Annotated in this window: 26 protein-coding genes, 2 pseudogenes and 1 riboswitch; of the genes and pseudogenes, 15 read left to right on the forward strand and 13 right to left on the reverse strand. The window is 73.9% G+C overall.

Features of this window, described 5'->3' with window-relative positions; genetic code table 11:
- Positions 1–509 precede the first annotated feature (509 nt).
- Positions 510–1,337 carry a hypothetical protein gene (locus Athai_RS19855; protein ID WP_203962888.1) on the forward strand — a complete coding sequence of 276 codons (828 nt, stop codon included), beginning with the start codon at positions 510–512 and terminating at the stop codon, positions 1,335–1,337.
- Positions 1,338–1,423: 86 nt separating this feature from the next.
- Here the strand turns inward: Athai_RS19855 and Athai_RS19860 are convergent, their stop codons facing one another.
- The 3 genes from Athai_RS19860 to Athai_RS19870 all read right to left on the reverse strand — a co-directional run bounded on the left by Athai_RS19860 (position 1,424) and on the right by Athai_RS19870 (position 4,393).
- On the reverse strand, positions 1,424–2,803 hold the full coding sequence (locus Athai_RS19860; protein ID WP_203962889.1) for a glycine--tRNA ligase: 1,380 nt from the start codon (positions 2,801–2,803) through the stop codon (positions 1,424–1,426).
- A gap of 172 nt (positions 2,804–2,975) precedes the next feature.
- Positions 2,976–3,617, reverse strand: a complete 642-nt coding sequence (locus tag Athai_RS19865; protein WP_203962890.1) for a hypothetical protein — start codon at positions 3,615–3,617, stop codon at positions 2,976–2,978.
- Positions 3,618–4,000: 383 nt separating this feature from the next.
- Positions 4,001–4,393 carry an antibiotic biosynthesis monooxygenase gene (locus Athai_RS19870; RefSeq protein WP_203965943.1) on the reverse strand — a complete coding sequence of 131 codons (393 nt, stop codon included), beginning with the start codon at positions 4,391–4,393 and terminating at the stop codon, positions 4,001–4,003.
- 265 nt (positions 4,394–4,658) lie between these two features.
- Between Athai_RS19870 and Athai_RS19875 the strand changes: the two genes are divergently transcribed.
- From Athai_RS19875 to Athai_RS19895, 5 genes and pseudogenes are all read left to right on the forward strand, one after another.
- Positions 4,659–4,934 carry a DUF6703 family protein gene (locus Athai_RS19875; protein WP_203962891.1) on the forward strand — a complete coding sequence of 92 codons (276 nt, stop codon included), beginning with the start codon at positions 4,659–4,661 and terminating at the stop codon, positions 4,932–4,934.
- An 88-nt stretch (positions 4,935–5,022) separates the two neighbouring features.
- Positions 5,023–5,378: pseudogene (locus Athai_RS19880) on the forward strand (ArsR/SmtB family transcription factor).
- Between the two features lie 14 nt (positions 5,379–5,392).
- Positions 5,393–5,776 (forward strand): Fur family transcriptional regulator, encoded by a 384-nt coding sequence (locus Athai_RS19885; protein WP_203965945.1) that lies wholly within the window; start codon positions 5,393–5,395, stop codon positions 5,774–5,776.
- A complete protein-coding gene (locus Athai_RS19890) occupies positions 5,751–6,578 on the forward strand; it encodes a serine hydrolase (protein ID WP_203962892.1) in 828 nt (275 codons plus the stop codon). The genes Athai_RS19885 and Athai_RS19890 overlap by 26 nt, the downstream gene beginning before the upstream one ends.
- Positions 6,579–6,677: 99 nt before the next feature.
- On the forward strand, positions 6,678–7,385 hold the full coding sequence (locus Athai_RS19895) for a VOC family protein (protein ID WP_203962893.1): 708 nt from the start codon (positions 6,678–6,680) through the stop codon (positions 7,383–7,385).
- Between the two features lie 172 nt (positions 7,386–7,557).
- Here the strand turns inward: Athai_RS19895 and Athai_RS19900 are convergent, their stop codons facing one another.
- A complete protein-coding gene (locus Athai_RS19900) occupies positions 7,558–9,486 on the reverse strand; it encodes an acyl-CoA dehydrogenase family protein (protein ID WP_203962894.1) in 1,929 nt (642 codons plus the stop codon).
- A 101-nt stretch (positions 9,487–9,587) separates the two neighbouring features.
- Positions 9,588–10,127: a hypothetical protein gene (locus Athai_RS19905; RefSeq protein WP_203962895.1), complete on the reverse strand. Its 540-nt coding sequence runs from the start codon at positions 10,125–10,127 to the stop codon at positions 9,588–9,590.
- Between the two features lie 275 nt (positions 10,128–10,402).
- Positions 10,403–10,517, forward strand: a riboswitch (TPP riboswitch).
- A 101-nt stretch (positions 10,518–10,618) separates the two neighbouring features.
- Here Athai_RS19905 and Athai_RS19910 point away from each other — a divergent pair.
- From Athai_RS19910 to Athai_RS19920, 3 genes are read left to right on the forward strand one after another with little or no spacing between them, the layout of a single operon-like run.
- On the forward strand, positions 10,619–11,209 hold the full coding sequence (locus Athai_RS19910) for an ECF transporter S component (RefSeq protein WP_203962896.1): 591 nt from the start codon (positions 10,619–10,621) through the stop codon (positions 11,207–11,209).
- A 4-nt stretch (positions 11,210–11,213) separates the two neighbouring features.
- Positions 11,214–12,677 carry an ABC transporter ATP-binding protein gene (locus Athai_RS19915; protein WP_203962897.1) on the forward strand — a complete coding sequence of 488 codons (1,464 nt, stop codon included), beginning with the start codon at positions 11,214–11,216 and terminating at the stop codon, positions 12,675–12,677.
- Positions 12,677–13,477, forward strand: coding sequence for an energy-coupling factor transporter transmembrane component T family protein (locus Athai_RS19920; RefSeq protein WP_203962898.1), 801 nt, complete (start codon positions 12,677–12,679; stop codon positions 13,475–13,477). The genes Athai_RS19915 and Athai_RS19920 overlap by 1 nt, the downstream gene beginning before the upstream one ends.
- Positions 13,478–13,645: 168 nt before the next feature.
- Here the strand turns inward: Athai_RS19920 and Athai_RS34285 are convergent, their stop codons facing one another.
- The 3 genes from Athai_RS34285 to Athai_RS19930 form a co-directional block, all read right to left on the reverse strand.
- Entirely contained in the window at positions 13,646–14,617 is a 972-nt protein-coding gene (locus tag Athai_RS34285) for a mannitol dehydrogenase family protein (RefSeq protein ID WP_420829834.1), read from the reverse strand.
- Positions 14,614–15,120: a mannitol dehydrogenase family protein gene (locus Athai_RS34290; protein ID WP_239157045.1), complete on the reverse strand. Its 507-nt coding sequence runs from the start codon at positions 15,118–15,120 to the stop codon at positions 14,614–14,616. The genes Athai_RS34285 and Athai_RS34290 overlap by 4 nt, the downstream gene beginning before the upstream one ends.
- A gap of 119 nt (positions 15,121–15,239) precedes the next feature.
- Positions 15,240–15,533 (reverse strand): metal-sensitive transcriptional regulator, encoded by a 294-nt coding sequence (locus Athai_RS19930; RefSeq protein ID WP_420829792.1) that lies wholly within the window; start codon positions 15,531–15,533, stop codon positions 15,240–15,242.
- Positions 15,534–15,812: 279 nt separating this feature from the next.
- Here Athai_RS19930 and Athai_RS19935 point away from each other — a divergent pair, with 279 nt between their 5' ends.
- Entirely contained in the window at positions 15,813–16,154 is a 342-nt protein-coding gene (locus Athai_RS19935) for a DUF3040 domain-containing protein (protein ID WP_203962900.1), read from the forward strand.
- Between the two features lie 194 nt (positions 16,155–16,348).
- Here the strand turns inward: Athai_RS19935 and Athai_RS19940 are convergent, their stop codons facing one another.
- Positions 16,349–18,175 carry a transketolase gene (locus Athai_RS19940; protein WP_203962901.1) on the reverse strand — a complete coding sequence of 609 codons (1,827 nt, stop codon included), beginning with the start codon at positions 18,173–18,175 and terminating at the stop codon, positions 16,349–16,351.
- A gap of 172 nt (positions 18,176–18,347) precedes the next feature.
- On the opposite strand from Athai_RS19940, the gene Athai_RS19945 reads away from it, so the two are divergent.
- From Athai_RS19945 to Athai_RS34295, 4 genes are all read left to right on the forward strand, one after another.
- Complete coding sequence (locus Athai_RS19945; RefSeq protein ID WP_203962902.1) at positions 18,348–19,979, forward strand: phosphodiester glycosidase family protein; 1,632 nt, start codon at positions 18,348–18,350, stop codon at positions 19,977–19,979.
- Positions 19,980–20,158: 179 nt separating this feature from the next.
- Complete coding sequence (locus Athai_RS19950; protein ID WP_203962903.1) at positions 20,159–20,569, forward strand: nitroreductase/quinone reductase family protein; 411 nt, start codon at positions 20,159–20,161, stop codon at positions 20,567–20,569.
- 153 nt (positions 20,570–20,722) lie between these two features.
- A complete protein-coding gene (gene argG, locus Athai_RS19955) occupies positions 20,723–22,174 on the forward strand; it encodes an argininosuccinate synthase (protein ID WP_203962904.1) in 1,452 nt (483 codons plus the stop codon).
- 166 nt (positions 22,175–22,340) lie between these two features.
- Positions 22,341–22,550: a hypothetical protein gene (locus tag Athai_RS34295; RefSeq protein ID WP_239157046.1), complete on the forward strand. Its 210-nt coding sequence runs from the start codon at positions 22,341–22,343 to the stop codon at positions 22,548–22,550.
- Here Athai_RS34295 and Athai_RS35325 read toward each other — a convergent pair.
- The 3 genes and pseudogenes from Athai_RS35325 to Athai_RS19970 form a co-directional block, all read right to left on the reverse strand.
- Positions 22,478–22,726 (reverse strand): annotated as a pseudogene (locus tag Athai_RS35325) (SgcJ/EcaC family oxidoreductase); the annotation flags it as partial. The gene Athai_RS34295 and the pseudogene Athai_RS35325 overlap by 73 nt on opposite strands.
- A gap of 236 nt (positions 22,727–22,962) precedes the next feature.
- Entirely contained in the window at positions 22,963–23,457 is a 495-nt protein-coding gene (locus tag Athai_RS19965) for a peroxiredoxin (RefSeq protein WP_203962905.1), read from the reverse strand.
- A gap of 32 nt (positions 23,458–23,489) precedes the next feature.
- On the reverse strand, positions 23,490–24,467 hold the full coding sequence (locus tag Athai_RS19970) for a sigma-70 family RNA polymerase sigma factor (protein ID WP_203962906.1): 978 nt from the start codon (positions 24,465–24,467) through the stop codon (positions 23,490–23,492).
- 224 nt (positions 24,468–24,691) lie between these two features.
- Between Athai_RS19970 and Athai_RS19975 the strand changes: the two genes are divergently transcribed.
- Positions 24,692–25,468 carry a hypothetical protein gene (locus tag Athai_RS19975; protein ID WP_203962907.1) on the forward strand — a complete coding sequence of 259 codons (777 nt, stop codon included), beginning with the start codon at positions 24,692–24,694 and terminating at the stop codon, positions 25,466–25,468.
- Between the two features lie 103 nt (positions 25,469–25,571).
- Here Athai_RS19975 and Athai_RS19980 read toward each other — a convergent pair whose 3' ends face one another.
- Positions 25,572–26,414: a LysR family transcriptional regulator gene (locus Athai_RS19980; protein WP_203962908.1), complete on the reverse strand. Its 843-nt coding sequence runs from the start codon at positions 26,412–26,414 to the stop codon at positions 25,572–25,574.
- Positions 26,415–26,417: the final 3 nt, after the last annotated feature.

Consider the following 26,417-nt stretch of genomic DNA (forward strand, 5'->3'; position numbering starts at 1 on the left):
CGCGGCCGGGACAGCGTGTGTTGGCCGGGGCGGGATGGGTTTCCCGGGTGCCGCCGGTGCCGGCGCCACCCGCCGGTCGGTACCCGACCGCCGGAGCCGAGGCATCATTACTGACAGTGTTCGAACGGGCACGAGAGTCGTGAGCCGAACTCGCGTACCGGTGTGGTCGCGGTGCCGTCGAGACAACACGACTCGCGGTGACTGGGCGGTTCCGTAACGCACGCCGGACTTGTCGACCCAGCAGTTTCATGATCACTGTGGGTTACGCCATGAAAGGCGCGCAGATGCTGGCCAGCAGCGACTGCGGAGTGTTACCCAGGTTCCAGCGCCGCGAATCACCGTGGGTATCCGCCCGCTGGCGAGCGACGCGCAGGCCGCCCGGTGGCAGCCGCCACCGGGTCCAGGCGGATCGAGCTCCCACTCGATCAGCCCCGGCGTTAGAGGCGTCGAGGCGCGGCACGTCCCCCCGGCGTGCCAGACCCCCCAACCCCCTATACCGAAGGACTGCCATGAATCGCGCGCGTCTGCGCGTGGTGCTGGCTGCGGTGATTGCGTGCTCCCCCGCGCTGTTTGGTGCATCGCTGGCTAGTGCCTCCCCCACATCTGACACGTCCAGCCACGAGAAGCCCGTTGCGGCACACGCCGCGGCAGACACCCAGCAGGCCGCCACCCGGCCCGCGATCGATCTGTCCGGGCAGCAGATCCAGGCGTCCGGCCAGCGGGTCTCGGCGAACATCGTCCGGGCCCGGCAGGCCGCCGCGCAGGCCGAAGCCGCCAAGAAGAAGGCGGCCGAGGACGCCGCGGCCAAGAAGAAGGCCGCCGACGCCAAGAAGAAGGCCGACGACGCGGCGCGCAAGAAGAAGGCCGCCGCGGCCTCGCGGAGCGCCAAGCGGTGCACCGCGCCGGCCCGGGTCGTCGACCTGTCCACGCTGCAGACCCAGAACGCCCGCGCCATCATGCGCGCCGGGAAGAAGATGCACATCAGCCGGCGCGGCCAGATCGTCGCGTTGTCCACCGCGCTGCAGGAGAGCCAGCTGCGCAACTACGCCAACGTGAACCTGCCGGCGTCGCTGCGGATGGCGCACCAGGCGGTCGGCTCCGACCACCTGTCGGTCGGGCTGTTCCAGCAGCAGCCGAACTGGGGTTCGCTGAACGAACTGATGAACCCCGAGACCTCGGCGACCAAGTTCTACCAGGCGCTGCTGCGCATCCCCGGTTGGCAGAACCTTCCGGTGACCGTGGCCGCCCAGCGGGTCCAGGTGTCGGCGTTCCCGTCGGCGTACGCGGACGACGAGGTGCGGGCGACCGCGATCGTCAACGCGCTGCCCTGCCCGTAGCAGCAACGCGGTTCCCCCGACCGCGGCACGTCCCCCCACAGCGAAGGCCCGACACCGTGCGGTGTCGGGCCTTCCTGCGTCGCCGGTCAGCAGCCGGGCAACCGCTCCAGCAGGTATGCCTCCACATGGTCGAGGCTGACCCGTTCCTGCTTCATCGAGTCGCGGTCGCGAACCGTGACCGCGTTGTCGGACAAGGTGTCGAAGTCGACCGTCACGCAGTACGGGGTACCGATCTCGTCCTGCCGCCGGTACCGCCGGCCGATCGCGCCGGCGTCGTCGAACTCCACGCTCCACCGGCGGCGCAGGTCGGTGGCCAGGCCCCGGGCCTTCGGCGACAGCTGCGGATTGCGCGACAGCGGCAGGATCGCCGCCTTCACCGGCGCCAGCCGCGGATCGAACCGCATCACCGTCCGGGAGTCCATGCCGCCCTTGGTGTTCGGCGCCTTGTCCACGTCGTACGCCTCCAGCAGGAAGGCGAGCACCGCGCGGGTCAGCCCGGCCGCCGGCTCGATCACGTACGGGAACCAGCGCTCGCCGTTCTCCTGGTCGAAGTAGGACAGGTCGGTGCCGGACGCGGTCGAGTGCGTGCGCAGGTCGAAGTCGGACCGGTTCGACACGCCCTCCAACTCGTCGAAGTCCTTGCCGCCGAAGCCGAAGCGGTACTCGATGTCCACGGTGCGCTTCGCGTAGTGCGCCAGCTTCGCCGCCGGATGCTCGTACCGCCGCAGGTTGCGCTCGGACAGCCCGAGGTCGGTCCACCACCGCCACCGCTCGGCGAGCCACTGGTCGTGCCACTGCTCGTCCTCGCCTGGCTTGACGAAGAACTCCAGCTCCATCTGCTCGAACTCGCGGGTGCGGAAGATGAAGTTGCCGGGCGTGATCTCGTTCCGGAACGACTTGCCGACCTGCGCGATACCGAACGGCGGCTTGCGCCGGGAGGACTGCATCACGTTGAGGAAGTTGACGAAGATGCCCTGGGCCGTCTCCGGCCGCAGGTAGTGCATCGACGAGGTGTCCTCCACCGGGCCCAGCGAGGTGCGCACCAGCCCGTTGAAGTTGCGCGGCGGGCTGAAGGTGCCGCGGTTGCCGCAGTTGGCGCAGGTCAGCTCGGTCAGGCTGGCCGGCGCGGCGCCGTGCCGGGCAGAGTGTTCGTCGGTCAGGTGGTCGGCGCGGTAGCGCTTGTGGCAGGACTGGCACTCGGTGAGCGGATCGACGAACTCGGTGAGGTGGCCGGAGGCCGCCCACACCTCCGGCGCCAGGATCACCGCCGAGTCGAGCCCCACCACGTCGTCCCGGAACGTCACCATCGAGCGCCACCAGGCGCGCCGCACGTTCTCCTTCAACTCGACGCCGAGCGGCCCGTAGTCCCAGGCGGATTTCGAACCGCCGTAGATCTCGCTGGAGGGGAACACGAAGCCACGGCGCTTGGCCAGGCTCACGATCGCATCGATGCGGTCCACGGGCACAGCTCCTCCATCCGGCTGGCGGTCGGCGGGGACATTGACGTCACCGAGCACAACGCTCGTCGGTGCTGCTGGTTACCGTCCGTCGGAGCTGTTCAGAGTACTCGTCGGCAGAAATCGGATCGAGCCGGATTCGGTCGCCGACGGCGCCGTTCGCGGTCCGGTCGGGACCCGGTCAACCGGCGGTACCGCAGACCCGCCAGCCGACGCTGCCACCGGTGCCGCTGCCCACCACGATGATGTCCGACGAGCGGGACCGGCCGTCGACGTAACGCAGGGTGGCCGGCACTTCGAAGACCGTGTTGCCCTGGTACTGCCGGGGTGCGGAAAGGTGGTGCGACTGCAGCCGCGGCTGGCTGTCCAGCCGGCTGACGAACTCGTGCTCGCTCTCCTGCGCGCGGGCCTGCTGGCACTGCATCCGGTACGCCTGCGGGTACTGCTGGGACTCCAGGGCGACCAGGAACTTGTCCGCCGCGGCGGAGATCTGGTGCTCCTGGTAGGCGCCGAACCCGAAGATGCCGGCGACCCCACCGCCGCAGCACAGCACCACCAGCAGGGCGACCGCGCCGAGGCCGATCCAGATCCGCGGGTTGCGTTCCCGCGGCGCAGCGGTGAACGGCACGACGGCGCCGGGGCCGTGTGGCGGGGGCGGCCCGGCCGGCTCCTCCGGCGGCGGTGACCCGGCCGGCGGTGTCCCCGGCGGCGCCGAACCGACCGGCGGCATCCCGGCCGCCGGCTGCTGGGCGCCACCCGGCGGCATCCCGGCGGCGTGCGGCGCGCCGGCGGGCGTGCGTCCCGGCGGTGCGGCCGAAGGCATCCCGGGCCACCGCGCCCCGGCGGGCGGCGGCCCGGTCGGGCGCGCCCCGGGCGGCTGGTTTCCGGGCGACGACGGCGGCGTCCAGCCCGACCCGCCCGCGGACGGGTCCGGCGGTGTCGGGCCGGGCGGCGGGGCGGCGGGGCGGTCCGGGTCGGGCGAGTCACCGGCTGGCCCGGTCATGCGCACTCCCCCCACACCCCGCTGATCGTCATGTTCGGTCGGCTCCCCCGGTCTGCTGGTTTGCGGTGATCGTAACCAGCCGGGGCACCACCCGCCGGGCTTGACCGATGTGTGCTCACCGCACCACGCACGGTCGATCCTCGGCGCCGCCTCGCGGTCGCCCGGAGCTGGCGAGTGGAGCTTCGCGCCGGCGGCCCATCGCGTTACCGCCGCGGCGGGCGGTTGGCCTCGCCCGGCGCACGATCGCTGTCCTCGGCGGTGATGCCGTCGGCACCGGCGCTGCGCAGCACCTCGTACCCGGTGGGCTCGTCGACCGCCTCGGCCAGCAGCGGGGTCGCGGCGACCTTCACCTGGTACGAGCCGAGCGCCCGCCGGTACGCGCCGATCGAGGCCCACCGGGTCGCCAGGCACCAGCGGGTCGGGTCGTCGGCGGCGCGACCCAGCTCGCCGTGCACGAAGCCGGCACAGCCGGCCAGCGCCGCGAGCGCCCGCTCGGCCCGGTCCAGGAAGTCGCGCTCGGCGTCCGGGTCCGGCCCGGTCACGTCCCGTTCGTCCACCGGCCCAGCACCCAGCACGAACCGGTTGACCACCAGCACGACGTCACCCACCCATCGATCCGTACCTCGTTGCCGGCAACGCTACCGGTACCGCGCGGCGCCGGCGCGCGGCACCGGCACGGTGCGTGCCGACCTGCGGGTCCGGTTACGGCCGGCGGGCCCGGTCCGGCTGCCGGGGCGCACCGACCGGGCCCGGCGAGCCGGGGGCCCCGGTCGGCCGCGGGTGGTCGCACCGACACCGCCCGGCGAATCCGGGTGGCTCCACCCGTGCGAATCGGGCAGCCACGTTCTAGTGTCTGTGCCTATGTCGGAGGGTTCACCGGTGGTACGGCGGGCGCAGGTGCTGCTCGCCTGGCTGTCCGGGCTGCCGCGTACCGGAGTGTTCCTTTTCGCCCTGGCCGTGGTGTTGGTCGGCTTGTTCGCGCCGGGGCTGGCCGGCGCGATCGTGCTGCTCGTGATCGCGGCGGGTCTGGTCGCGGTGCTGCGGGTGACCTGGCCGCGGCTGCTCGCCGCCCGCCGGGCGATGCAGTTGCTGCTCATCGCCGTCCTCGTGGTGATCGCGGTGGTCAAGCTCGTCTGAGCGGCCGTCGGCCCGCTCGACCGCCGTCGCGGGGGCGATACGGTGGGGGCATGACCGCTGTTGTCGCGTGGTGCCCGTGGTGCGGCCGATGAGCCTGCCCAACGGGTACGAGAGCTTCCAGGCGGCGGGTGAGCTGCTGCGGGCGCTGGCCGCGCCGCTGCGCATCGCGGTGGTCACCGAACTCGCCGCCGGCCCGCGCTGCGTGCACGAACTGGTCGACGCGACCGGCGCCCCCAGCCGCTGGTCTCGCAACACCTGCGGGTGCTCAAGGGCGCCGGCGTGGTGCGCGGGCAGCGCCGCGGCCGGGAGATCGCGTACTCGCTGGCCGACGAGCACGTGGCGCACATCGTCGCGGACGCGGTCAGCCACGCGCGCGAGCCCGAGCCGGTCGGCCGGGCCGCCGCGGCCGTGGTCGACACGGTCGTCGCCGGGGAGGGCTCGTGACCCAGGGGCGGCCGATGGGGCGGGCGACCCGGCAGCGCGCGGCGGTGATGCAACTGCTGTCGGAGGTGGACGAGTTCCGCAGCGCGCAGGACCTGCACGCGATGCTGCGCGGCCAGGGTGACGCCGTCGGCCTGACCACGGTGTACCGCACCCTCCAGGCGCTCGCCGACGCCGGCGAGGTGGACACCATGCGGCCACCCAACGGCGAGCATCTCTACCGCCGGTGCCGGCAGGAGGACCATCACCATCACCTGGTGTGCCGGCGGTGCGGTGCCACCGTCGAGGTGGCCGGGCCGGCGGTCGAGCAGTGGGCCGCGAAGGTCGCCGCCGAGCACGGGTACCGGCAGGTCTCGCACACCGTGGAGATCTTCGGTGACTGCCCGTCCTGCGCCGGGTGACGCGCTCGCCGCGGCCTACTCGCGCTGCGCCGGGGCGGCCGGCGGGAGCTGGCACTCGTACCTGACGCTGCACGGCGACACGGTGCTCGCCGAGGACGCGGACGCGGTGGTCGTGGCGGCGAGCGTGCAGAAGGTGGCGATCGCGGCCGCGGTGCTCACCGAGGTCGACCGGGGCCGGTTGGCGCTGACCGACACCGTGGAGCTGACCGCCGACCTGGTCGCCGAGGGCACCGGCACGCTGCACCTGCAGGCCGGCTACGGCGACCGGCTGACCGTGGCGCACCTGCTGGTCGCGCTGGTCAACGGCTCCGACAACACCGCGGTACGGCTGCTCGGCCGGCTGCTGCCGGGGCCGCGGATCAACGACTTCCTTGCCGCGCAGGGCTTCCGGCACACCCGGGTGCGGCCGCTCGCGACCGACGAGCGGCGCTTCTACCTCGGTACCACCACCGCCCGGGAGACGTACGCGCTGCTGGACCGGCTCGCGGCCGGGACACTGCTGTCGGCCGCTGGTAGCCGCGCGCTGCTGCGGGCGATGCGGTGGGCGCAGCCCGGGTACTGCGACGGCGTGCGCCGGCACATGTCGTCGACGCAGCGGCAGCGGGTCGCGGTCAAGCACGGCGCGGACGAGGACTGCCGGCACGAGGTCGGCGTCGTGTTCGGCCCCGACGGTGCGCCGGCCGCCACGTTCGTCTTCCTCGCCGACCGGCTGCCCGAACCGGACGACTACGGCGGAACCCATCCCGCGGTACGCGCGCACGCGCAACTCGGCCGGCACCTGCTCGATGCGGTGGGCGGCTGAGATCGGCCAATCCGGTTGCGGCGCCGTGTCCGAGCTGCTTAGCGTGGCTTTCCTCACAGCCGGGGAGCGGCCCCGGCCAGGACGGATCGGAGACCGGGAATGGCCCGACTCGACGCACTCTGTTTCGACTCGCACGATCCCGCCGGGCTGGCCGCCTTCTGGGCCGGCGTGCTCGGCTGGGAGCCGGCGGACGATCCGGCCGGCGCGGCGCTGACACCCACCGACGACACCGGTTTCCGGATCCGATGTCTGCCCTCCGAGCAGCCCAAGCGGGACCAGAACCAGATCCACTTCGACCTGACCAGCACCTCGGCGGAGCAGCAGGAACGCACGGTGGCGCGGGCGCTGGAACTCGGCGGTCGGCACATCGACATCGGGCAGGGACCGGACGCCGAGCACGCGGTACTGGCCGATCCCGAGGGCAACGAGTTCTGCGTGCTGCCGGCCGGCAACAGGTTCCTCGCCGACTGCGGCTTCCTCGGCGCGCTGGCCTGCGACGGCACCCAGGCCGTCGGGTACTTCTGGAGCGCGGCGCTCGGCTGGCCGCTGGTGTGGGACCAGGACGAGGAGACCGCGATCCGGTCACCACACGGCGGCCCGAAGGTCACCTGGGGCGGCCCGCCCGTGGCGCCCAAGCTCGGCAAGAACCGGCTGCACTTCGATCTCGCGCCGGACGGCGACCCACAGGCCGAACTGGACCGGCTGCTCGCGCTCGGCGCGAGCCGGCTGGACATCGGCCAGGGCGACGTCGACTGGACCGTCCTCGCCGACCCCGACGGCAACGAGTTCTGCCTGCGAAACCGCTGAATCACCGCCCCGCCCGCCGGCCGCCGCCCGCCGCCCGCCGCCCGCCGCCCGCCGCCCGCTGGCCGCTGGCCGCGTCGATCATGGGGTTGTCGGCTAGGTAAGCGCTTGCCCGAAAGACAACGCCATGATCAACTTCGCCGGGCGACGGGGCCGGGGGTGGGGGTGGGGTCGGTCAGCGCGGGACGTGCCGGCGCACGCTGGGCACCGTGGCGGGCCCGGGTTCGTGGTGGGCGACCCACGGCCCGTCGTCGCTCGGCGGCAGGATGCCGTCCTCCAGGAACGCGTACCGGCCGTCGAGCACCCGAGCCGCAGCCCGGCGGGCCAGCTCGTCGTCGTTGCGCCACAAGGCATCGAACAGCGCGTCGGCCCGCGCGGTGGCCTGCACGCAGAACAGGTCGGCGAGTTCGGCGGAAGCGGCCGCCTGCGGCGCGCCGGCGCGCTCGTCCCGGCTGGCGCGCACGCAGGCCGCGGTCATCGCGAACAGCTCGGCGCCGATGTCGACGATGCGACCGAGGAACCGTTCCTTGCGCTCCAGGCCGCCCTGCCAGCGCGCCATCGCGTAGAACGTGGACCGGGCCAGGCGCCGGCTCGCCCGCTCCACGTACCGCAGGTGCCGGGCCAGCGGCCCGAACTCGGCGTACGAGGCCGGGTTCTGGCCCCGGCCCACCGCCAGGCCGGGCAGCCAGTGCGCGTAGAACGCGCCGGCCCTGGCGCCCGCGCGCGCCTTGCCGGGCAGCGCCACCTCCGGGTCGATCAGTTCACCGGCGACCGACAGGTGCTGGTCGACCGCCTCGCGCGCGATGAACAGCCGCATGATCTCGCTGGAGCCCTCGAAGATCCGGTTGATCCGCATGTCCCGCAGCAGTTGCTCGGTGCGGATCGGGCGCTCGCCCCGGGCGGCCAGCGAGTCGGCCGTCTCGTACCCGCGGCCACCGCGGATCTGCATCCCCGCGTCGACGATGCGCCAGCCCAGCTCCGAGGCGTACAGCTTGGCGATCGCGGCCTCGATCCGGATGTCGTTGCGGTCGTCGTCGGCGAGCAGGTCGCACAGGTCGAGCACCGCCTCCATGCCGTAGGTCCCGGCGGCCATCTCGGCGAGTTGGCCGCCGACGGCCTCGTGCTTGCCGACCGGCTTGCCCCACTGCACCCGGGCCGCGGCGAACTCGCGCGCCACCGCCAGGCTGTACTTGGCGGCGCCGACGCACGGCGCCGGCAGTGCCAGCCGGCCGGTGTTCAGCGTGGTGAGGGCGATCTTCAGGCCCTGCCCCTCGGCGCCGATCCGGTCCTCGGCCGGCACGTGCACGTGGTGGAAGCGGGTGACGCTGTTCTCCAGGCCGCGCAGCCCCATGAACGCGTTGCGCCGCTCGACCGTGATGCCCTCGGCGTCGGCCGGTACGACGAAGGCGGTGATCCCGGCGTCGGGGACCCGGGCCAGCACCACCAGCAGGTCGGCGAGCACGCCGTTGGTGGCCCACAGCTTCACCCCGTCGATCCGGTACCCGCCGTCGTCGGTGCGGGTGGCGCTGGTGGCCAGCCGCGCCGGATCGGAGCCGACGTCCGGCTCGGTGAGCAGGAACGCGCTGATCTCACCGGCGGCGAGCCGCGGCAGGTACTTGCGTTTCTGCTCCTCGGTGCCGAACAGCTTGAGCGGCTGCGGCACCCCGATCGACTGGTGCGCGGACAGCAGCGCGGCGACCGCCGGTGACGCCGAGGAGATGACCATCAGGGCGCGGCCGTAGTAGTACTGCGACAGGCCGACCCCGCCGTACGACGGGTCGATCTTCATCCCGAACGCGCCGAGCTCGCGCAGGCCGCGCAGGGTGTCGTCGTCGATGCGGTCGTCGCGCTCGATCCGGCGGCCGTCGATGCGGGTGGCGGCGAACTCGCGCACCTTCGCGAGGTACGCCTCGCCGCGCTCGACGTCGGCCGGGTCCGGCTCCGGGTGCGGGTGGACCAGGTCCAGCCGCAGCCGGCCGAGGAACAGCTCCTTGCCGAAGCTGGGCTTGCGCCACTCGGTCTCGCGGGCCTGCTCGGCGGCCCGGCGTGCGGCCGCCTCGTCGACGTGTCGGCCCGGGTGCTCGTCGCGCACGGTCGCGGTCATCTCGACCCCCTCGCTGCGGCTCTGTTGTCGAGGCTACTCGTGGGTGTTACCCACAGGTAGCCAAATCACACAGGTCGTGCCGGAGCGAGCCGGACGGACGATCAGTCGCTGACCGGGAGTGCGACCGCGACCTCGGCCGGCATGGTGAAGCCGTGGAACGTGCCGGAACCGCCGATTCCGGCCAGCCGGCCGGTCCCGGCCAGCAACCGGAAGTCGCCCGCGACCAGGGAGTCCATCGACTCCGGCAGGTTGCCGGCGGTGCGCTCCGGCTGGCCGCCGACCGGCACCAGGGCGGTGCCGGGGCCGGCCAGCTCGGCCGGCACGGCGAGCTCGGGTCGGCGGTCCCGGGCGACGCCGCGGAACTGGTAGTGGATGGTGTCGGCGCCGAAGCTCAGCTCCCAGATGCCGCGGAACCCACCGGTGGCCTCGTCGGCGGCGAAGTCGACGACCTGGGCGGTCCCGAAGCCGTTGATCGGGCCACGCGCGGTGGCCCGGATCACCGAACCGGCCAGATCCGGCGTGCGGGCGAAGGTGATCGTCTGGTTGGGCCGCCCGGACTGGGTGTGGTGGCGAATCCGCGGGGTGTTGTTGCTCGCCGCGGCCGGTGCGCTCACCGCCACGGTGAGACCGGCCGCCGCCATCAGGACCGCTCCCCAACGCCTGATCATTCGTCCTCCCAATCCCGGGGGGGGGTGGCGGATGCCAACGCGTTCGAGGCTGCCACGCGAACCCGACGCCCACCGACCAACGGCCTTCGAACAACCTGTGAACCATCTCCCCCGACTCGCCGCCGCCGACCGGCCCGCCCGCACCGGCCGCGTCTGTTAGTGCGCGCACACCGCGGACTCGGGTGATTGAGCTCCTACCGCCGGGGCACTAGGGTCGTAGTCGACAACATGAGGGCCGGACGGTCCTCGCATATCGACAGGGGAGCGCACGACGCTGAGAGTGCGACACCGGTGCCGCCGGGTCGCAGACCCTCGAACCTGATCTGGGTAATGCCAGCGCAGGGAGTTCGGTTTGATCTCACGCAGTTCGGCGTGCCGTCGGCATCTCGCCGCGACACGTCGCCGTGTCCGGCATGACCGGGTACGGGTGGCTCCTCCTGGTTCACGGACTGGGAGGTACAGCGATGGGTGACACGACACGCAGCCTGAGATGGCGCACGATCGACATCGTCGTGGCGTCGGTGCTCGGCGTGGCGATCGGTGTGGTGTTCTGGGCGTGGTCGCTGCTGTGGGGCGTGTTCGGCACCGCGTTCGACTTCTTGCCGGCCGGCGGTCTCGGCATCGGCATCTGGATGCTCGGCGCCGTGCTCGGTGGGCTGATCATCCGCAAGCCCGGCGCCGCGGTGTACGTCGAGGTGATCGCGGCGCTGGTGGAGGCGCTGATCGGCAACCAGTGGGGCCTGACCTCCGTCCTGGAGGGCTTCGTCGAGGCCCTCGGCGCCGAACTGGTGTTCGCGCTGTTCGCCTACCGGGTGTTCAAGCTGCCGGTGGCGCTGCTGGCCGGCGCCGCGGCGGCGGTGTTCGCGACCGTCTGGGAATGGTTCACCTACTACCCGGCGTGGGGCTGGGGCTGGAAGCTCGCCTACACCGGCTTCGGCGCGATCAGCGGTCTGCTGCTCGCCGGGCTGCTCGGCTGGGCCCTGGTCCGGGCGATGGCCGGTACCGGGGTGCTCGACCGGTTCGGCGCCGGCCGCGAGCGCGCCCGCACCGTGTGACGTCATGACCACCCTTGCGGTACGCGGGTTCTCCTGGCGGCACGCGGGCCGTTCGGCCTGGGCGGTGCGCGACGTCGACCTGCGGGTCGAGCCGGGCGAGCGGGTGCTGCTGCTGGGGCCGTCGGGCGCCGGCAAGTCGACGCTGCTCGCCGGTATCGCCGGGCTGCTGCCCGCCGACACCGGCGAGTCGGCCGGCGAGATCCTGCTGGACGGCCGGCCGCCGGGCGGCACCCACCGGCCCGGGATCCTGTTCCAGGACCCGGAAACCCAGCTGGTGATGGCCCGCAGCGGCGACGACGTCGCGTTCGGGTTGGAGTGCCGGGGCGTACCACCCGCCGCGATCTGGCCGCGGGTCGACGACACCCTGCGTACCGTCGGATTCGGGTACCCGCGCGAGCGGGCCACCGACGCGCTGTCCGGCGGGGAGAAGCAGCGGCTGGCGCTGGCCGGAGTGCTCGCCCCGGACCCGGAGCTGCTGCTGCTCGACGAGCCGACCGCTAACCTCGATCCGGCCGGTGCCGACCTGGTCCGTGCCGCGATCGCCGGCGCACTGGCCGACCGGCGCCGCAGCATGATCCTGGTCGAGCACCGGGTGTCCGAGGCGCTGCCGCTGGTCGACCGGGTCGTGGTGCTCGCCGCCGGCGGCGGCATCGCCGTCGACGGGCCCCCGGCCAGGGTCTTCGCCGAGCACGGCGCAACGCTGGCCGAGCAAGGGGTCTGGGTGCCCGGCTCGGTGCACCCGCGGCCACGCCCGGCCCGTACCGCGGGGCCGGCCTTGCTGCGCGCCGAGCGGCTCGGCTACACCCACCGCGACCGCACCGCGCCGGCACTGTCCGATGTGGACCTTTCGGTACCGGCCGGGCAGGTGCTCGCGGTGCTGGGGCACAACGGCTCGGGCAAGTCGACGCTGGCGATGCTGCTCGGCGGGCTGCTGGCGCCCGGCACCGGGCGGGTGGTCGCCGAACCGGCGCTGACCGCCGGCCGGCCGGAGCCGAAGCCACCGTACCGGTGGCGGGCCGCGGCGCTCGCCGGCCGGATCGGCTCGGTGTTCCAGAACCCGGAGCACCAGTTCGTCGCCGCCCGGGTACGCGACGAGCTCGCGCTCGGGCCACGCCGGCTGCACCGGCCGGCCGCCGAGATCGCCGCCACCGTCGACGCGCTGCTCGACCGGCTGCGGTTGAGCCGGCTCGCCGACGCGAACCCGTACTCGCTGTCCGGCGGCGAGCAGCGCCGGCTGTCGGTGGCGACCGCGCTGTCGGCCGCACCGCGGCTGCTGGTACTCGACGAACCGACGTTCGGTCAGGACCTGCGGACCTGGCGGGAGACGGTGGCGCTGCTGGGCGAGCTGGCCGACGACGGCCGCGGCCTCGCGGTCGTCACCCACGACACCGACCTGGTCGAGGCGCTCGCGGACCGTACCGTCCGGCTGGCCGGCGGCCGGCTGAGCACCCCGGCGGGGGTGGCCTGATGCGCCTCATGCCCGCCGTCGCACCGCCGGACGCCCCGATCGCGCGGCTCAACCCGCTCGCCAAGCTCGGTGCCGCGCTCGCCGTCTCGCTGGCGGTACTGGCCTCGATCGACCCGGTGACCCCGGCGGTGGCGCTGGCCGGGGTGCTCGCGGTGCTGCCGTTCGCCGGGTTGAGCTACCGGCGGCTGCTGCGCCGCGGCTGGCCGATCCTGATCGGCGCGGCCCTGGTCGGCAGCGCGAACATGCTGTTCGCCGCCGACCAGGGCGGGGCCACCTATCTGGACCTCGGGCCGCTGCACCTGTCCTCGGTCAGCCTCGCCGGCGGCGGTGCGCTGGGGTTGCGGGTCCTCGCGATCGCGCTGCCCGGGGTGGTCGCGTTCGCCACCGTCGACCCGACGGACCTCGCCGACTGCCTGGTGCAGCAGCTGCGGGTACCGGCCCGCTTCGCGATCGGCGCGCTCGCCGCCTACCGGCTGCTCCCGCTGCTGGCCGACGAGTGGGAGCTGCTGGGCCTGGCCCGCCGGGCCCGCGGGATCGACGCCGGCGCGAACCCGCTCGCCCGCGGCCGACTGTTCGCCGCGACGATGTTCGCGCTGCTGGTGGGCGCGGTACGGCGGGGTGGCCGGCTGGCCACCGCGATGGACGCGCGCGGCTTCGACGCCGCTACCCCGCGCACCTTCGCCCGCCGGCACCCGTTCACCGGCCCCGACCGGCTGGTACTGGCCGGCGGGGTGCTGCTGGCCGCGGTGGCGCTCGCGGTCAGCATCGGCACCGGTACCTTCGTCCCGCTGGTCGGCTGACCGCGGGCACCGCCGGTCGGCCCGGCGCGGTGCCCAGCGGGCTCGGACGGCGGCGGGCCCGGCGGGCGCTCGGCCGGCGGCGTGCCCGGCGGGCTCGGACGGCGGCGGGCGCTCGGACGGCGGCGTGCCCGTCGGCCGCTGCCCGCGCCGGCAACGGGCGGGTCGGTGTCAGCCGGCGACGAGTTTCTCCAGGGTGGCGCGGGCGCCGACGCGGTGCAGCGAGTCGAGCGTGCCGAGGTAGGCCGCGGTGAACCGCTCGTCGTCGATCAGGTCGCCGAAGATGCTGCGATCGGCGAGGAACGCGAGTGGCTCGGTGCGCTGCCGCCGGGCGGCGGCGGTGAGCCGGTCGGCGAGCGGGTCGACCACGGTGATCGGCTCGCCCTGCTCGTCGACGCCCTCGGCGTAGCGCGCCCAGCTCGCCACCACGGCGGCGGCGTGCCCGATCGGGCCGCCGGTGGCCAGTTGCGCGCGGACCACCGGCAGCAGCCACTTCGGGATCCGGTCGGAGCTCTCCGCGCACAACCGGGCGATCGTGTCGCGCACCTCCGGGTTGGCGAACCGTTCCAGCAGGCTCGCCTTGTACGCGTCGAGGTCGACGCCGGGGACCGGGGCGAGGGTCGGGGTGCCCTCCCGGTCCATGTACTGCCGCAGGAACCGCGCGAACAGCGGGTCGCCGGCCGCCTCGTGCACCAGCCGGTAGCCGGCGAGGTGGCCGAAGTAGGCCACCGCCTGGTGGCTGGCGTTGAGCAGCCGCAACTTCATCAGCTCGTACGGCTCGACGTCGTCGACGACCTGCACGCCGACCTTCTCGTACGAGGGGCGGCCGGCGCCGAAGTCGTCGGCCAGCACCCACTGGGTGAACGGCTCGCAGACCACCGGCCAGCGGTCCCGCACCCCGAACCGGCGGGCGATCTCGGCCCGGTCGGCGTCGGTGGTGACCGGCGTGATCCGGTCCACCATCGAGTTCGGGAACCGGACGTTCGCCTCAATCCAGTCGGCCAGTTCCGGGTCGCGCAGCCGGGCGAAGGCGGTGAACACCCGCCGGGACAGGTCGCCGTTGCCCTGCAGGTTGTCGCAGGACATCAGGGTGAACGGGACGACGCCGCGGGCCCGCCGCCGGGCGAGCGCCTCGACGATCAGCCCGAAGCTGGTCCGCGGTGCCGCCCCGGCATCAGGTCGTGCTGCACGTCGGGGTTGTCGGCGGCGAACTCCCCGGTGACGTGGTGCAGGTTGTAGCCGCCCTCGGTGACGGTCAGCGACACGATCCGGGTGCTGGGCGCGGCCATCCGCTCGACGACCGCCTCCGGGTCGTCCGGCGCGAACAGGTAGTCCACGATCGACCCGATCACCCGCGGCTCGTACCGCCCGTCCGGATGCTTGACGACCAGCGTGTACAGGTGGTCCTGAGCGGCCAGCGCGTCGGCCATCGCGCGATCCGCCGGCAGCACCCCGACGCCGCAGATGCCCCAGTCCAGCGCCTCCCCGCCGGCCATCAGCCGGTCCAGGTACATCGCCTGGTGGGCGCGGTGGAACCCGCCGACGCCCAGGTGCACGATGCCCACCGTCACCCGGCTGCGGTCGTACCCCGGCACGGCCACCTCGTCGGGCAGCTCCCGGACCGTCTTCGCGTTCAGGGCAACCACGCCATACCTCCGATCTCACGGCTCAGCAGAACGGTACGGCAGCAGAGCCGGTGCGCCGAGTGTGGCCGGCGATCGGGCAGCCAGCGGGCCGATCCGGGCACCGGTACGGCCCGAATCGGTCAGCCGCGCCGCAGCAGCCGGCCGACGGCGGACATCATCTCCTCGGCCATCTCGTCCGCGCGGCCCTCGTCGGCGCCCTCCCGCATGCAGTGCCGGGCGTGGCCGTCGAGCAGGCCGAGGCCGACCTTGTCCAGCGCGGCCTGGATCGCCGCGATCTGGGTGAGGATGTCGATGCAGTACCGGTCGTCGTCGACCATCCGCTCGATCCCGCGGATCTGGCCCTCGATGCGGCGCAGCCGGGTCAGCAGCTGCGGTTTGGTCGCCGTGTAGCCGCGCGTGGTCATGCGGCACATCATAAGGTGCCGAGTCCGGTGACCCGCCTGGATGCGCCGCGGGCCCGTCTCGACGTGCCACGACTCTCCACTATGGACAGCCAGCCGCCGGTTCCCGGTCGGGTGCGGGTCACACGTCGGCCCGGTCACAGTGCGGCACCCGCCGGCCGCCACGCTGGCACACTGGGCCGGGCGGCACCGGCCGTGGGGGCCGGTGCGAGGCACCCGAGCCGCGGGCCCGGCAGCCGGCGCCGGGCCCGACGAGCGCCCACCAGCACGCTACGTCCACGAGGCAGGACCATGTCGTTGACCGAGTACGAGCGGCGGCAACTGGCGATCATCGGCCGGGCCGTCGAACACGACGACCCCGCCCTCGCCGACCGGCTCGCCCGGCTGGCCCCGGTCAGCCGGCACGGCCGGCGGCTCTGCCGCACCGCGCTGGGCACCCTGCTGGCCTGCGCCGTCGCCCTGGTCGGGATGAGCTTCGAGGTGGCCCGGCCGGTCTGCCTGGCCGGCGCCGCGACGGCCGCCGCGGTCGCGCTGACGGTCGGTGCCGGCTGGCGCTGGCGGCTGCGCCGGCGCTCGCCACGCACCCCGCCGCACCGGTTCCGCGCCACGCCACCGGCGCTCGGCCGGCGCTGACTCGGCACCGGCCGGGCGGTGACCGACGGTGCACACCGGCCACCGGCCACCACCAGGCACCGGGCGCCAGCGGGCACCAGGGCCGGCGGCCACCGGGCAGCGGGCACCAGGCACCGGGCGGGTCACCGCCGGGCAGCGAGCACCAGGCGCCGGGCGGGTCACCGCCGGGTACCGGCGGGTGCGCCGGCGCCGGGTCAGGTGGTGCGGACCGCGTCGACGATCGCGTCGGCGTCGATTCCGGCCTCGTGCATCAGCTCCGCCGGCGTCCCGGACCCCGGCATCCCGCGTACCGCCAGCCGGCGCACCACCGGCCGGCGCTTCGCGTCGGCGAGCGTCGACAGCACCGCCGCGCCGAGGCCGCCCTCCGGCCAGTGATCCTCGACGGTGACCAGCAGCCCGCACTCGTCGGCCGCGGCCACGACCGCGTCGGCGTCCAGCGGCTTGATCGAGTAGCAGTCGAGCACCCGGACCCGGATGCCGTCGGCGGCCAGCCGCTGGGCGGCGCCGATCGCCTCGGGCAGGGTGGCGCCGCAGGCCAGTACCGCGGCGTCCGTGGCGTCGGCGCCGAGCGCGACGCGGCTGCCGCCGATGTGCACCGGCTCGTCCGGCGGGGTGCGTACCTCGGTCGCGCCGCGCAGCGTGCGCAGGTAGCAGATGCCGCGCCGGTCGGCCATCTCCGCCACCAGCTGCACGGTCTGGTTGGCGTCGCTGGGATGCAGTACGCAGGAGCCGTGCACCGCCCGGAGCGCGGCGAAGTCCTCCAGCGCCATCTGGGACGGGCCGTCCTGGCCGATGGACACCCCGGCGTGCGAGCCGACCAGCCGCAGGTTGGCCCGGGAGATCGCGGCCATCCGGATGAAGTCGTACGCGCGGGACAGGAACGCCGCGAACGTCGACGCGTACGGCACCCAGCCGCGCGCCTGGATGCCCACCGCGGCGGCGACCAGCTGCTGCTCGGCGATGAACATCTCGAAGTACCGGTCGGGGTGGGCGGCGTGGAAGTCCTCGGCATGGGTCGAGTTGGACACCTCACCGTCGAGCGCGACGATGTCGCCCCGGGCCGAGCCGAGCGCGGCGAGCGCCTTCCCGTACGCGGCGCGGGTGGCGACCTGCTCCCCCAGCTCGTAGCGGGGTGGGGTGGCGCCGGGCGCCGCGAAGCTGTGCGGTGTCGCGGGCGCCGGGTGCGGGACCGACACCCGCAGGTCGCGCTCGCCGCCGAGTTCGACGATCGCGGCGTCCGGATCGTCCAGCGGCTTGCCGTGCTTGCCGAGCTGGTCGGCGACCGCCGCGACACCCTTGCCCTTCACCGTACGGGCGAGGATCACGCTCGGCCGGTCGGTGGTGCTCACCGCCTCGGTGTACGCGCGGTCGATGGCGTCCAGGTCGTGCCCGTCCACTTCGATCGGGTGCCAGCCGAACGCGAGCGCCCGATCCCGGTAGACGTCCAGGTCCCAGCCGAACATCGTCTCGCGGGTCTGGCCGAGCCGGTTGACGTCGACGATCGCGGTCAGGTTCGCCAGCTTCGCCCACCCGGCGTAGTTGAACGCCTCCCAGATCGACCCCTCGGCGAGCTCGGAGTCACCGCACAGCACCCAGGTCCGGTACCCGGTGCGGTCCAGCCGGGCGCCGGCCAGCGCCAGGCCGACGCCGATCGGCAGCCCCTGGCCGAGCGACCCGGTCGCCACGTCGGTCGGCGGGATCCGCGGCGTCGGGTGACCCTCCAGCCGGGACCCGAACTTGCGGAAGGTGAGCAGTTCGGCGTCGTCGATCGCGCCGACCGCCTTGAGCACCGCGTAGTAGAGCGGCGAGGCGTGGCCCTTGGAGAAGATCAGGTGGTCGTTGTCCGGGTTGGCCGGGTCGGAGTAGTCGAGCCGCAGGTGGCCGTCGACGAGCACGGCGAGCAGGTCCGCGGCCGACATCGACGAGGTCGGATGGCCGGAGCCGGCCGCCGCCGACGCCCGTACCGAATCGACCCGCAGCTGTTGACCGAGCTCGCCGCGAAACCGGCTGTCATGGGGCATGGTGGGGCCTCCGCAGGTGCTGGTGGGCTGTCGGCCTGCGGCTACCCGGTGGCGGCCGGACGAAACTGCCGGCGGAACGGACGGCGGCCGGTACCGGAACGGACGGCGGCGGGCGGCCGGCGAAATCCGGACGGCGTTGCCTGGACGGTGGGCAGGTGGTAGGACCCCTCCCATGTCACCCTTCTTCCGTCGACGCCGACGCGTGCTGCTCGGCGCCGTCGCGCTCGCCGCGAGCCTGTCCTCCGTCGCCGCACCGGCCGCGGCGCATCCCGACGCCCACCGGCCCGGCCTGCCGCTCGGCGCCGCGGACCTGCCCGAGTCCCGGCAGTCCCAGCAGCTGCAGCCGGGCGTCACGCTGACCACCATCACCCGGGGCGTACCGGACACCACCGACTTCTGGACGATCGAGGTGTCCGCCCCGGCCGCCGGCAACCCGGATCCGGACGCCCCGAAGGTCGCCATCACCACCTCGCACGCCGATGCCCAGGCGACCTGGCAGCGGCTGCGCGACGCCGGCATCGACGCGCGGCTGGAGACGGTGCGCACCCCGCGCACCGCCGACACGGGCGGGCTGCTCGGCTACCGGGTGCGGGTCGGGTCGGCGCCCAGCTCCGCCGCGCTGGCCGCCCAGCTGCGGTCGGTGCGGGCGCTCGGGCTGGGCGGCAGCGCCGTCTACACCGGCTGGGACGCCGACGCCGGTGCGGCGCCGTCCCGCGGCACCTGGCACCTGCAGGTACTGACGATCGACCCGCGCCGGTTCCACGGCCGGCTGCTCGACTCGTACGGGCCGGATTTCGTCGGGCGCGAGACGACCAGCGCGCTGGCCGCCGCCAGCGGCGCGTTCGCCGGGGTCAACGCCGGCTTCTTCGTGCTGGACCCGAAGGCGGGTGCGCCGGGCGATCCGGCCGGCATCGGGGTCTACGACGGCAGGGTGGAGAGCGAGGCGACCAACGGTCGGCCCGCGCTGGTGGTGCACGACGATGCCGCTGGCACCGGGATCGAGCGGCTGTGGTGGCGCGGCAGCGTCCGGCACGGCGACGCCACCCTCACGATGGACGGGCTGAACCGGGTGCCCGGCCTGATCCGCAACTGCGGCGGGACGCCCGACGACGCCTACACCGACGCACCGCAGCAGGATGTCACCTGCACCGATCCGGACGAGGTCGTCGCGTTCGACGCCGCGTACGGCCAGCAGCTGCCCACCGGCGCCGGCGCCCAGGTAGTGCTGGACGCGAGCGACCGGGTCGTGTCGGTGGCCGACACCCGCGGCGGCTCGGTACCGGCCGGCGGTCGGGTCCTGCAGGCGACCGGTACGGACGCGGCCGCGCTGCGCGCGCTGGCACCGGTCGGCGCGCACCTGGCGATCGACTCGCGGCTGGTCGACGCGCACGGCCACCGGGTACGGCCGTCCCGGCACACCTCGATCGTCAACGGCGGGCCGCTGCTGGTGCGCGACGGCCGGCTGCAGGTGACCGCCGCGCGGGACGGGATGGTGCACCCGGACGGGCCGAGCTTCTACTACGGCTGGGTGCACAAGCGCAATCCGCGCACCGTGGCCGGCGTCGACGCACGCGGGCGGCTGGTGCTGATCACCGCCGACGGCCGCAGCACCGACAGCCTCGGGCTGAGCATCCCGGAGGCGGCGGCGGTGGCGAAGTCGCTGGGGCTGCGGCAGGCGATGAACCTGGACGGCGGCGGTTCCACCACGATGGTGGTGAACGGCTCGGTGATCAACTCCCCGTCGGATCGCGCCGGCGAACGCCCGATCGGCGACGCGCTGCTGCTGCTCCCGGACCGGAGCTGACGCCGGTTGTCCCGGCCCGGCCCGGCCCGAGCCACGCCGGGACGGCCGCGGACCCGGCCGGGCTCGGGCCGGCCCCAGGAGCCGGTCGGACCGGTGTGACCGGGAGCGGCCCGTACGGCAGGGCGCGGCCGGGTCGCGCGGTGCCGGGCGGCAGGACGAAGCGGGGCGATACTGGATTCATGACAGATTGGAACCAACAGATCATCGAGGAGTTTCGCCGCAACGACGGCACCGTCGAGACCATGGGGTTCGGCCGTGGCCTCGTGCTCGTTCATCATCGGGGCGCCAAGACCGGAACCGAGCGGATCAACCCGGTCGCGGCGATCCGCGAGTCGCCGGACACGTGGCTGATCGCCGCGTCGGCGGCGGGCGCCGACCGCAACCCGGACTGGTACCACAACCTGCTGGCCCATCCCGAGGTGTCGATCGAGACGCCGGACGACGGTGTCGTGCAGGTCGAGGCGGCGGACCTGGCGCGGCCGGAGCGGGACGCCGCGTGGGCGCGGTTCAAGCAGATGTCGGACGGGTTCGCGGGCTACGAGAAGAAGACCGCGCGAGTCATCCCGGTGCTGCGGCTGACCAGGCGCTGACGCATCCGGCCATGGCCGGCTGCCCGTTTCCCGACGTTGCTCGCCCCGGATTCCGGATCGCGGGGCGGCGGCGTCGGGGCGTGGCGGCCAGTGGGGCGGGACACCCGCCGAGGCGTTGCATGGACATGCAGTCGTGTGCATATACTTCTACTCGTGTCCAAGGTGCTGACGTCTCTCCCAGTCGGTGAACGGGTCGGGATCGCCTTCTCCGGCGGTCTCGACACATCGGTCGCGGTCGCGTGGATGCGCGAGAAGGGTGCCGTGCCGTGCACCTACACCGCCGACCTCGGCCAGTACGACGAGCCCGACATCGCGTCGGTGCCCGGCCGTGCCCATGCGTACGGCGCGGAGGTCGCCCGGCTGGTCGACTGCCGCGCGGCACTGGTCGAGGAGGGGCTCGCGGCCCTGGCCTGCGGCGCGTTCCACATCCGCTCCGGCGGCCGGACGTACTTCAACACCACGCCGCTGGGGCGCGCGGTCACCGGGACCCTGTTGGTGCGCGCGATGCTCGCCGACAACGTGCAGATCTGGGGCGACGGCTCCACCTTCAAGGGCAACGACATCGAGCGGTTCTACCGGTACGGGCTGCTCACCAACCCGGGCCTGCGCATCTACAAGCCGTGGCTGGACCCCGACTTCGTCGGTGAACTCGGCGGCCGGACCGAGATGTCGGAGTGGCTCGCCGCCCGAGACCTGCCGTACCGGGCGAGCACCGAGAAGGCGTACTCGACGGACGCGAACATCTGGGGCGCCACCCACGAGGCGAAGGCGCTGGAGCACCTGGACGCCGGCATCGAGATCGTCGACCCGATCATGGGTGTCCGGTTCTGGGACCCGGCGGTCGAGGTCGCCACCGAGGACGTCACGATCGGCTTCGAGCAGGGCCGGCCGATCACGATCAACGGCACCAAGTTCGGCACCGCCGTCGATCTGGTACTGGAGGCGAACGCGATCGGCGGCCGGCACGGCATGGGCATGTCCGACCAGATCGAGAACCGGATCATCGAGGCGAAGAGCCGCGGCATCTACGAGGCGCCGGGGATGGCGCTGCTGCACGCCGCGTACGAGCGGCTGGTCAACGCGATCCACAACGAGGACACCGTCGCGAGCTACCACAACGAGGGCCGCCGGCTCGGCCGCCTGATGTACGAGGGCCGCTGGCTCGACCCGCAGTCGCTGATGCTGCGCGAGTCGCTGCAACGGTGGGTCGCCACCGCGGTGACCGGTGAGGTGACGCTGCGGCTGCGCCGCGGCGAGGACTACTCGATCATCGACACCACCGGCCCGGCGTTCAGCTACCACCCGGACAAGCTGTCGATGGAGCGCACCGAGGACTCCGCGTTCGGTCCGCTGGACCGGATCGGCCAGCTGACCATGCGCAACCTGGACATCGCCGACTCCCGCGCCAAGCTGGAGCAGTACGCGGGGATCGGCATGGTGGGCGCGTCCACGCAGCCGGCGCTGATCGGTGCCGAGCAGGCCGCGTCCACCGGGCTGATCGGCGCGATGCCGGCCGGCGGCGCGCAGGCGATCGCCTCCCGCGGCACCGTCTCCGCCGACGACGCGCTCCTCGACCAGGCCGCCATGGAGGCCGGCACCGACTGACCGGCCGACCGAGCCGGGGCACATCGCCCCGGCTCGGGCCCCGGCCCGACCCAACCAGCCCGGCGCGGGGTGCGGCCAGGCCGGCGCGGGCGCCGCGGCGCGACCAGCCCGGCCGCCCGTCACGGCGAGCCGGCCGGGGCCGTACCGGTCAGTGCAGCGGGCTGTTGTGGTAAGCGGAGACCAGGAAGCGGTCGCCGCGGCGGACCAGCACCCAGGTGGCGCGGCGTTCCCGCTCGGCCGGCACCGACGTCTCGCCGGCCAGCAGGATCCCGCCCGGCTGACCACCACGGCGGTGTCGCCGTCGATGCGGACGCTGTCCGGCTCGTCCACCCCGCGCGAGTCGCGCAGCGGCCCGGCGAAGCCGGCGGCCATGTAGTCCCGGATCGCCGTCCTGCCCTGGTGGTACGTGCCGGGCAGCACCACCGTCGCGTCCTCGGTGTACCGCGCGGCGAACGCGTCGGCGTCGTTGTCGGCCCAGGCCGCGTAGAGGCCGGCCAGCACCTCCCGTACCGCCGACTCGTCCCGGCCGGACTGCGCTGTGGTCGTGGTCATCTCGGTTCCCCCTCGTCGGGTTCGACTGCGGTCACCGGTACATACCTGCGACGGGTCGCCGACTCATCGGTCACCGGCGAGAAAGTTCCGGACCACGGCCAGCACCACCCCGGATGCCGACAGCCGGCGAGCGCCGGGTCCCAGCCGGCCGCGAGGTACACGCCGGATGTCGGACAGCCGGCGAGCGCCACGCCAGGCACCGGACAGCCGGCGAGCGCCACGCCAGGTGCCGGAGGTCAGCGGGCGAGCGCGGCGACGGCCGCGAGCAGCTCGTCCCGGGACGGGAAGCTCAACCCGACCAGTGCGACGTGCCGCCACCGGACGATGTTCTCCCCGTCCACCAGGAACACCGACCGGCGCAATCCCAGACCGGGCACGGAGATCCCGTACGCGGCGGCGACGGCACCGTCGGTGTCGGACAGCAGCGGTAGCCCGATCCCCCGCTTCCGCGCGAAACTCTCGTGGCTGTCCAGGCCCTGCCGGCTGATCGCCCACACGTCGGCACCGACGGAGGCGAAGCCGTCCAGCCCGTCGGAGTACGAGCACAGTTGCCGGGTGCACACCGGCGTGTCGTCACCCGGGTAGAAGGCCAGCAGCAGCGGCCGGGCCGCGCGCTGCGACAGCCGGTAACCGTCCCGGCGGATCGCCGGCTCCGCTCCCGGGGCGGACAGCGTGATGCCGTCGAGTTCGAAGTCGGGGGCGGCGGTACCGACGGCAGGTGGTTTGGGCATCGGGCGTTCCTTCCGGGCAGGTGGGGTGGCGGTCAGCGGGGGTCGAGCCGGTCGGGCAGCCCGAACGGGCCGAACAGGTCGGTGTCGGCGAACACCACGTTGTGCCGCACCCGGCCGCCGGCCACGGTCAGGACCTGGAGGCTGTGTGGCCGGTACCCGGCGCCGTCGCGCAGGTAGGCGGCGAACGCCGGCTGTCCGTTCGCCGCCGTCGGCAGCACCTGCCAGTCGGTGCCGCGCAACCGGAACACCCGCGCCAGGAAGTCCCGGTAGTGCGCGGCGCCCAGGTACCAGTTGAGCATCGGCGGCATCTCCATCACGACGTCGTCGGCGAGCAGCGCGGCCAGCGTGTCGAGGTCGGCGCGCTCGAACGCGGCCACGTACCGGTCCAGCACCGCGCGGCGGGACGGGTCCGCCGGCTCGGACAGTTCGTCCTCCACCACCCCCGCGGTACCCAACCGCGCCCGGGCCCGCTGCAGGCCGCTGTTGACCGCCGCGACCGAGGTACCGAGCGCGTCCGCCACCTGGGCGGCCGGCCAGTCCAGCGTGTCGCGCAGGATCAGGATCGCTCGCTGTCGGGCCGGGAGCAGTTGCATGGCCGCGATCAGGGCGAGCCGCAGCCGGCCGCGGGCCACCAGCCGGGCGACCGGGTCGTCCGGGCCGCCGGCCGCCGCTCCGGTGGGAAACGGTTGCAGCCAGGGCACCTCGTGGCCGGGCGAGAGCGGTGCGGCCGGATCGTCGCTCGGCCCGACGAGCCCGGTCGGCAGCGGACGCCGGGACCGGCTCGACAGCGCGGACAGGCAGGCGTTCGTGGCGATCCGGTACAGCCAGGTGCGCAACGACGCGCGAGCCTCGTCGTAGCTGGCGCGGGCCCGCCACGCCCGCAGCATCGTCTCCTGGACCAGATCCTCGGCGTCGTGCATCGAACCGAGCAGCTGGTAACAGTGCGCGAGCAGCTCCCGCCGGTACGTCTCGGTCCGGTGCTCGAAGTCGTACCCGGTGTCGCCCACCATCGCGCCAGTATGGCAACGCCCGGCACCGCCTGGCGTCCCGCCGGGGTGGTGGGTCGAGCCGCACCCGGTACGCCGGGCGGCGGGCCCGCCCGGGCGGCAGGTCCACTGAACGGCCGATTTCGCCGGTCGAGGCGGCCCGGCACGCCACCGACGATCGACGTCGTGCGTGTCACGGATGCGTCGGTCGACGACGCGATCCCCTCGACCACCTCGAAAGGGACTCGATGAAGCTTCGTACTCTCGCCATGACCGCGCTGGCCGGCGGCGCGCTGGCACTGACCGCGGCGGCGCCCGCACTGGCCGATGCCACCGGCGGCGACCCCAGCGCCAGCCCCAGCGCGAGCCCCGCACCGAACGGCACGATCGCGGTGTCCGCGACGTTCGACACGAAGGTCGCCTACGCGGGCGACACAGTGACCCTGACCGTCACCTCCCGCCAGTCCAGCACCGCGAACGCGGCCGGGAGTTTCGCGCTGTACTGGACCGGCCCGATCAGCTACCTCGGACACGGCAACGCCGGCACCTGCAAGGCCAGCGAGTCGGCCCACGGCTCGTACGTGTACTGCCCGGAGACCACCGACCAGCGGCTCGTCACCGACACCTTCCGGTTCACCGTGGACGGCCCGCTGGCCCACAACGTGGTGACGAAGATGCAGGTGAAGGCGAGTTCCGGCGAGCACTCGGCGCGCACCACCGCGGCGCTGAACACCTGCGTCGACGTGTCCCCGTCGCCGTCGGCGTCGCAGTCCGCCTCCGAGTCGCCGTCGGCCTCGCCGAGCGACGAGCCGACGTCCGCGTCGCCGTCGGCGTCGCCGTCGCCGTCCGGGTCGGCGTCCGAGTCCCCGTCCACCCAACCCAGCGTCACGCTGGCCGCCGGCGGCAGCGGCGGGCTGCCGGTGACCGGCGCCTCGCTCGGCCTGATCGGCGGCGCCGCGGCGGTACTGCTCGCCGCGGGTGCGGTGCTGACCCTGTCCGCGCGGCGCCGCCGCAACCACTCCTGATCCCCGCGTTAGGCGTGGTGCCGGCACCCGGACCCCGGTGCCGGCACCACCGGGCCCGGGCCTCGGGGTGCCGTCGGTGGTGCTGCCGTTCGCCGCGGACCAGTTAGACCATCCGGCGCAGCGCGGTCGCCACGGCGTCGACCAACGGATCGCCGTCGGTGCGGGGATGCCGGGCCAGACCGAGTTCCACGTCGGGCAGGGCCGGCAGCGCGGTGGGGTCGTGGCAGACCATGGGCGGTTCCAGGTTGGCCGGCATCAGCGCCGACACGCCGAGCCCGGCCCGCAGCGCGGCGAGCAGGCCGGCCAGGCTGTCGCTCTCGAACGCGACCCGCCAGCGCCGGTCGGCCCGGGACAGCGCATCCAACACCGACGTGCGCCAGGTGCAGGTGCCGGAGAACAGCACCACCGGCAGCGGATCGGCGGTCAGGTCGACGCCGTGCCCGACCGCCCAGGCGAGCGGTCGGCGCACCGTCCAGCGTGCTGGGCCGGGCAGGTAGGGCAGCTCGTCGAGCACCAGCTGGACCCGGCCCGCGTCGTACGCCTCGCGCATCGTCGCGCTGGACAGGCTGAGCACCTCCAGCGTCGCGTCCGGGTGCAGCCGGGCGAGGTCGGCGAGCGCCTGCGGCAGGTGCGACGCGGCCAGGTCCTCCAGCAGGCCGACGCCGCAGTGGCCGGACAGCGCGTGCCCGGTTTCGGCCAGCGCCTGCGCGGCGAGCGCGAGGATGCGCTCCGCGTACGGCAGGAGTTCCTCGCCGGCCCGGGTCGGCGCCACGCCGGCCGGCGAGCGGTGCAGCAGCGGGTGGCCGACGGCGCGTTCGAGCTTGCGCAGCTGCTGGCTCAGCGCGGGCTGGGTCTGCCCGAGCAGGGTCGCGGCGCGGCTGATGCTGCCGGCCCGCACCGAGGTGACGAACGAGCGCAACAGTGCCGTCTCCAGATCCCGAGCCATAAG

Origin of the sequence: Actinocatenispora thailandica (genome assembly GCF_016865425.1) — a bacterium.
Taxonomy (GTDB): domain Bacteria; phylum Actinomycetota; class Actinomycetes; order Mycobacteriales; family Micromonosporaceae; genus Actinocatenispora; species Actinocatenispora thailandica.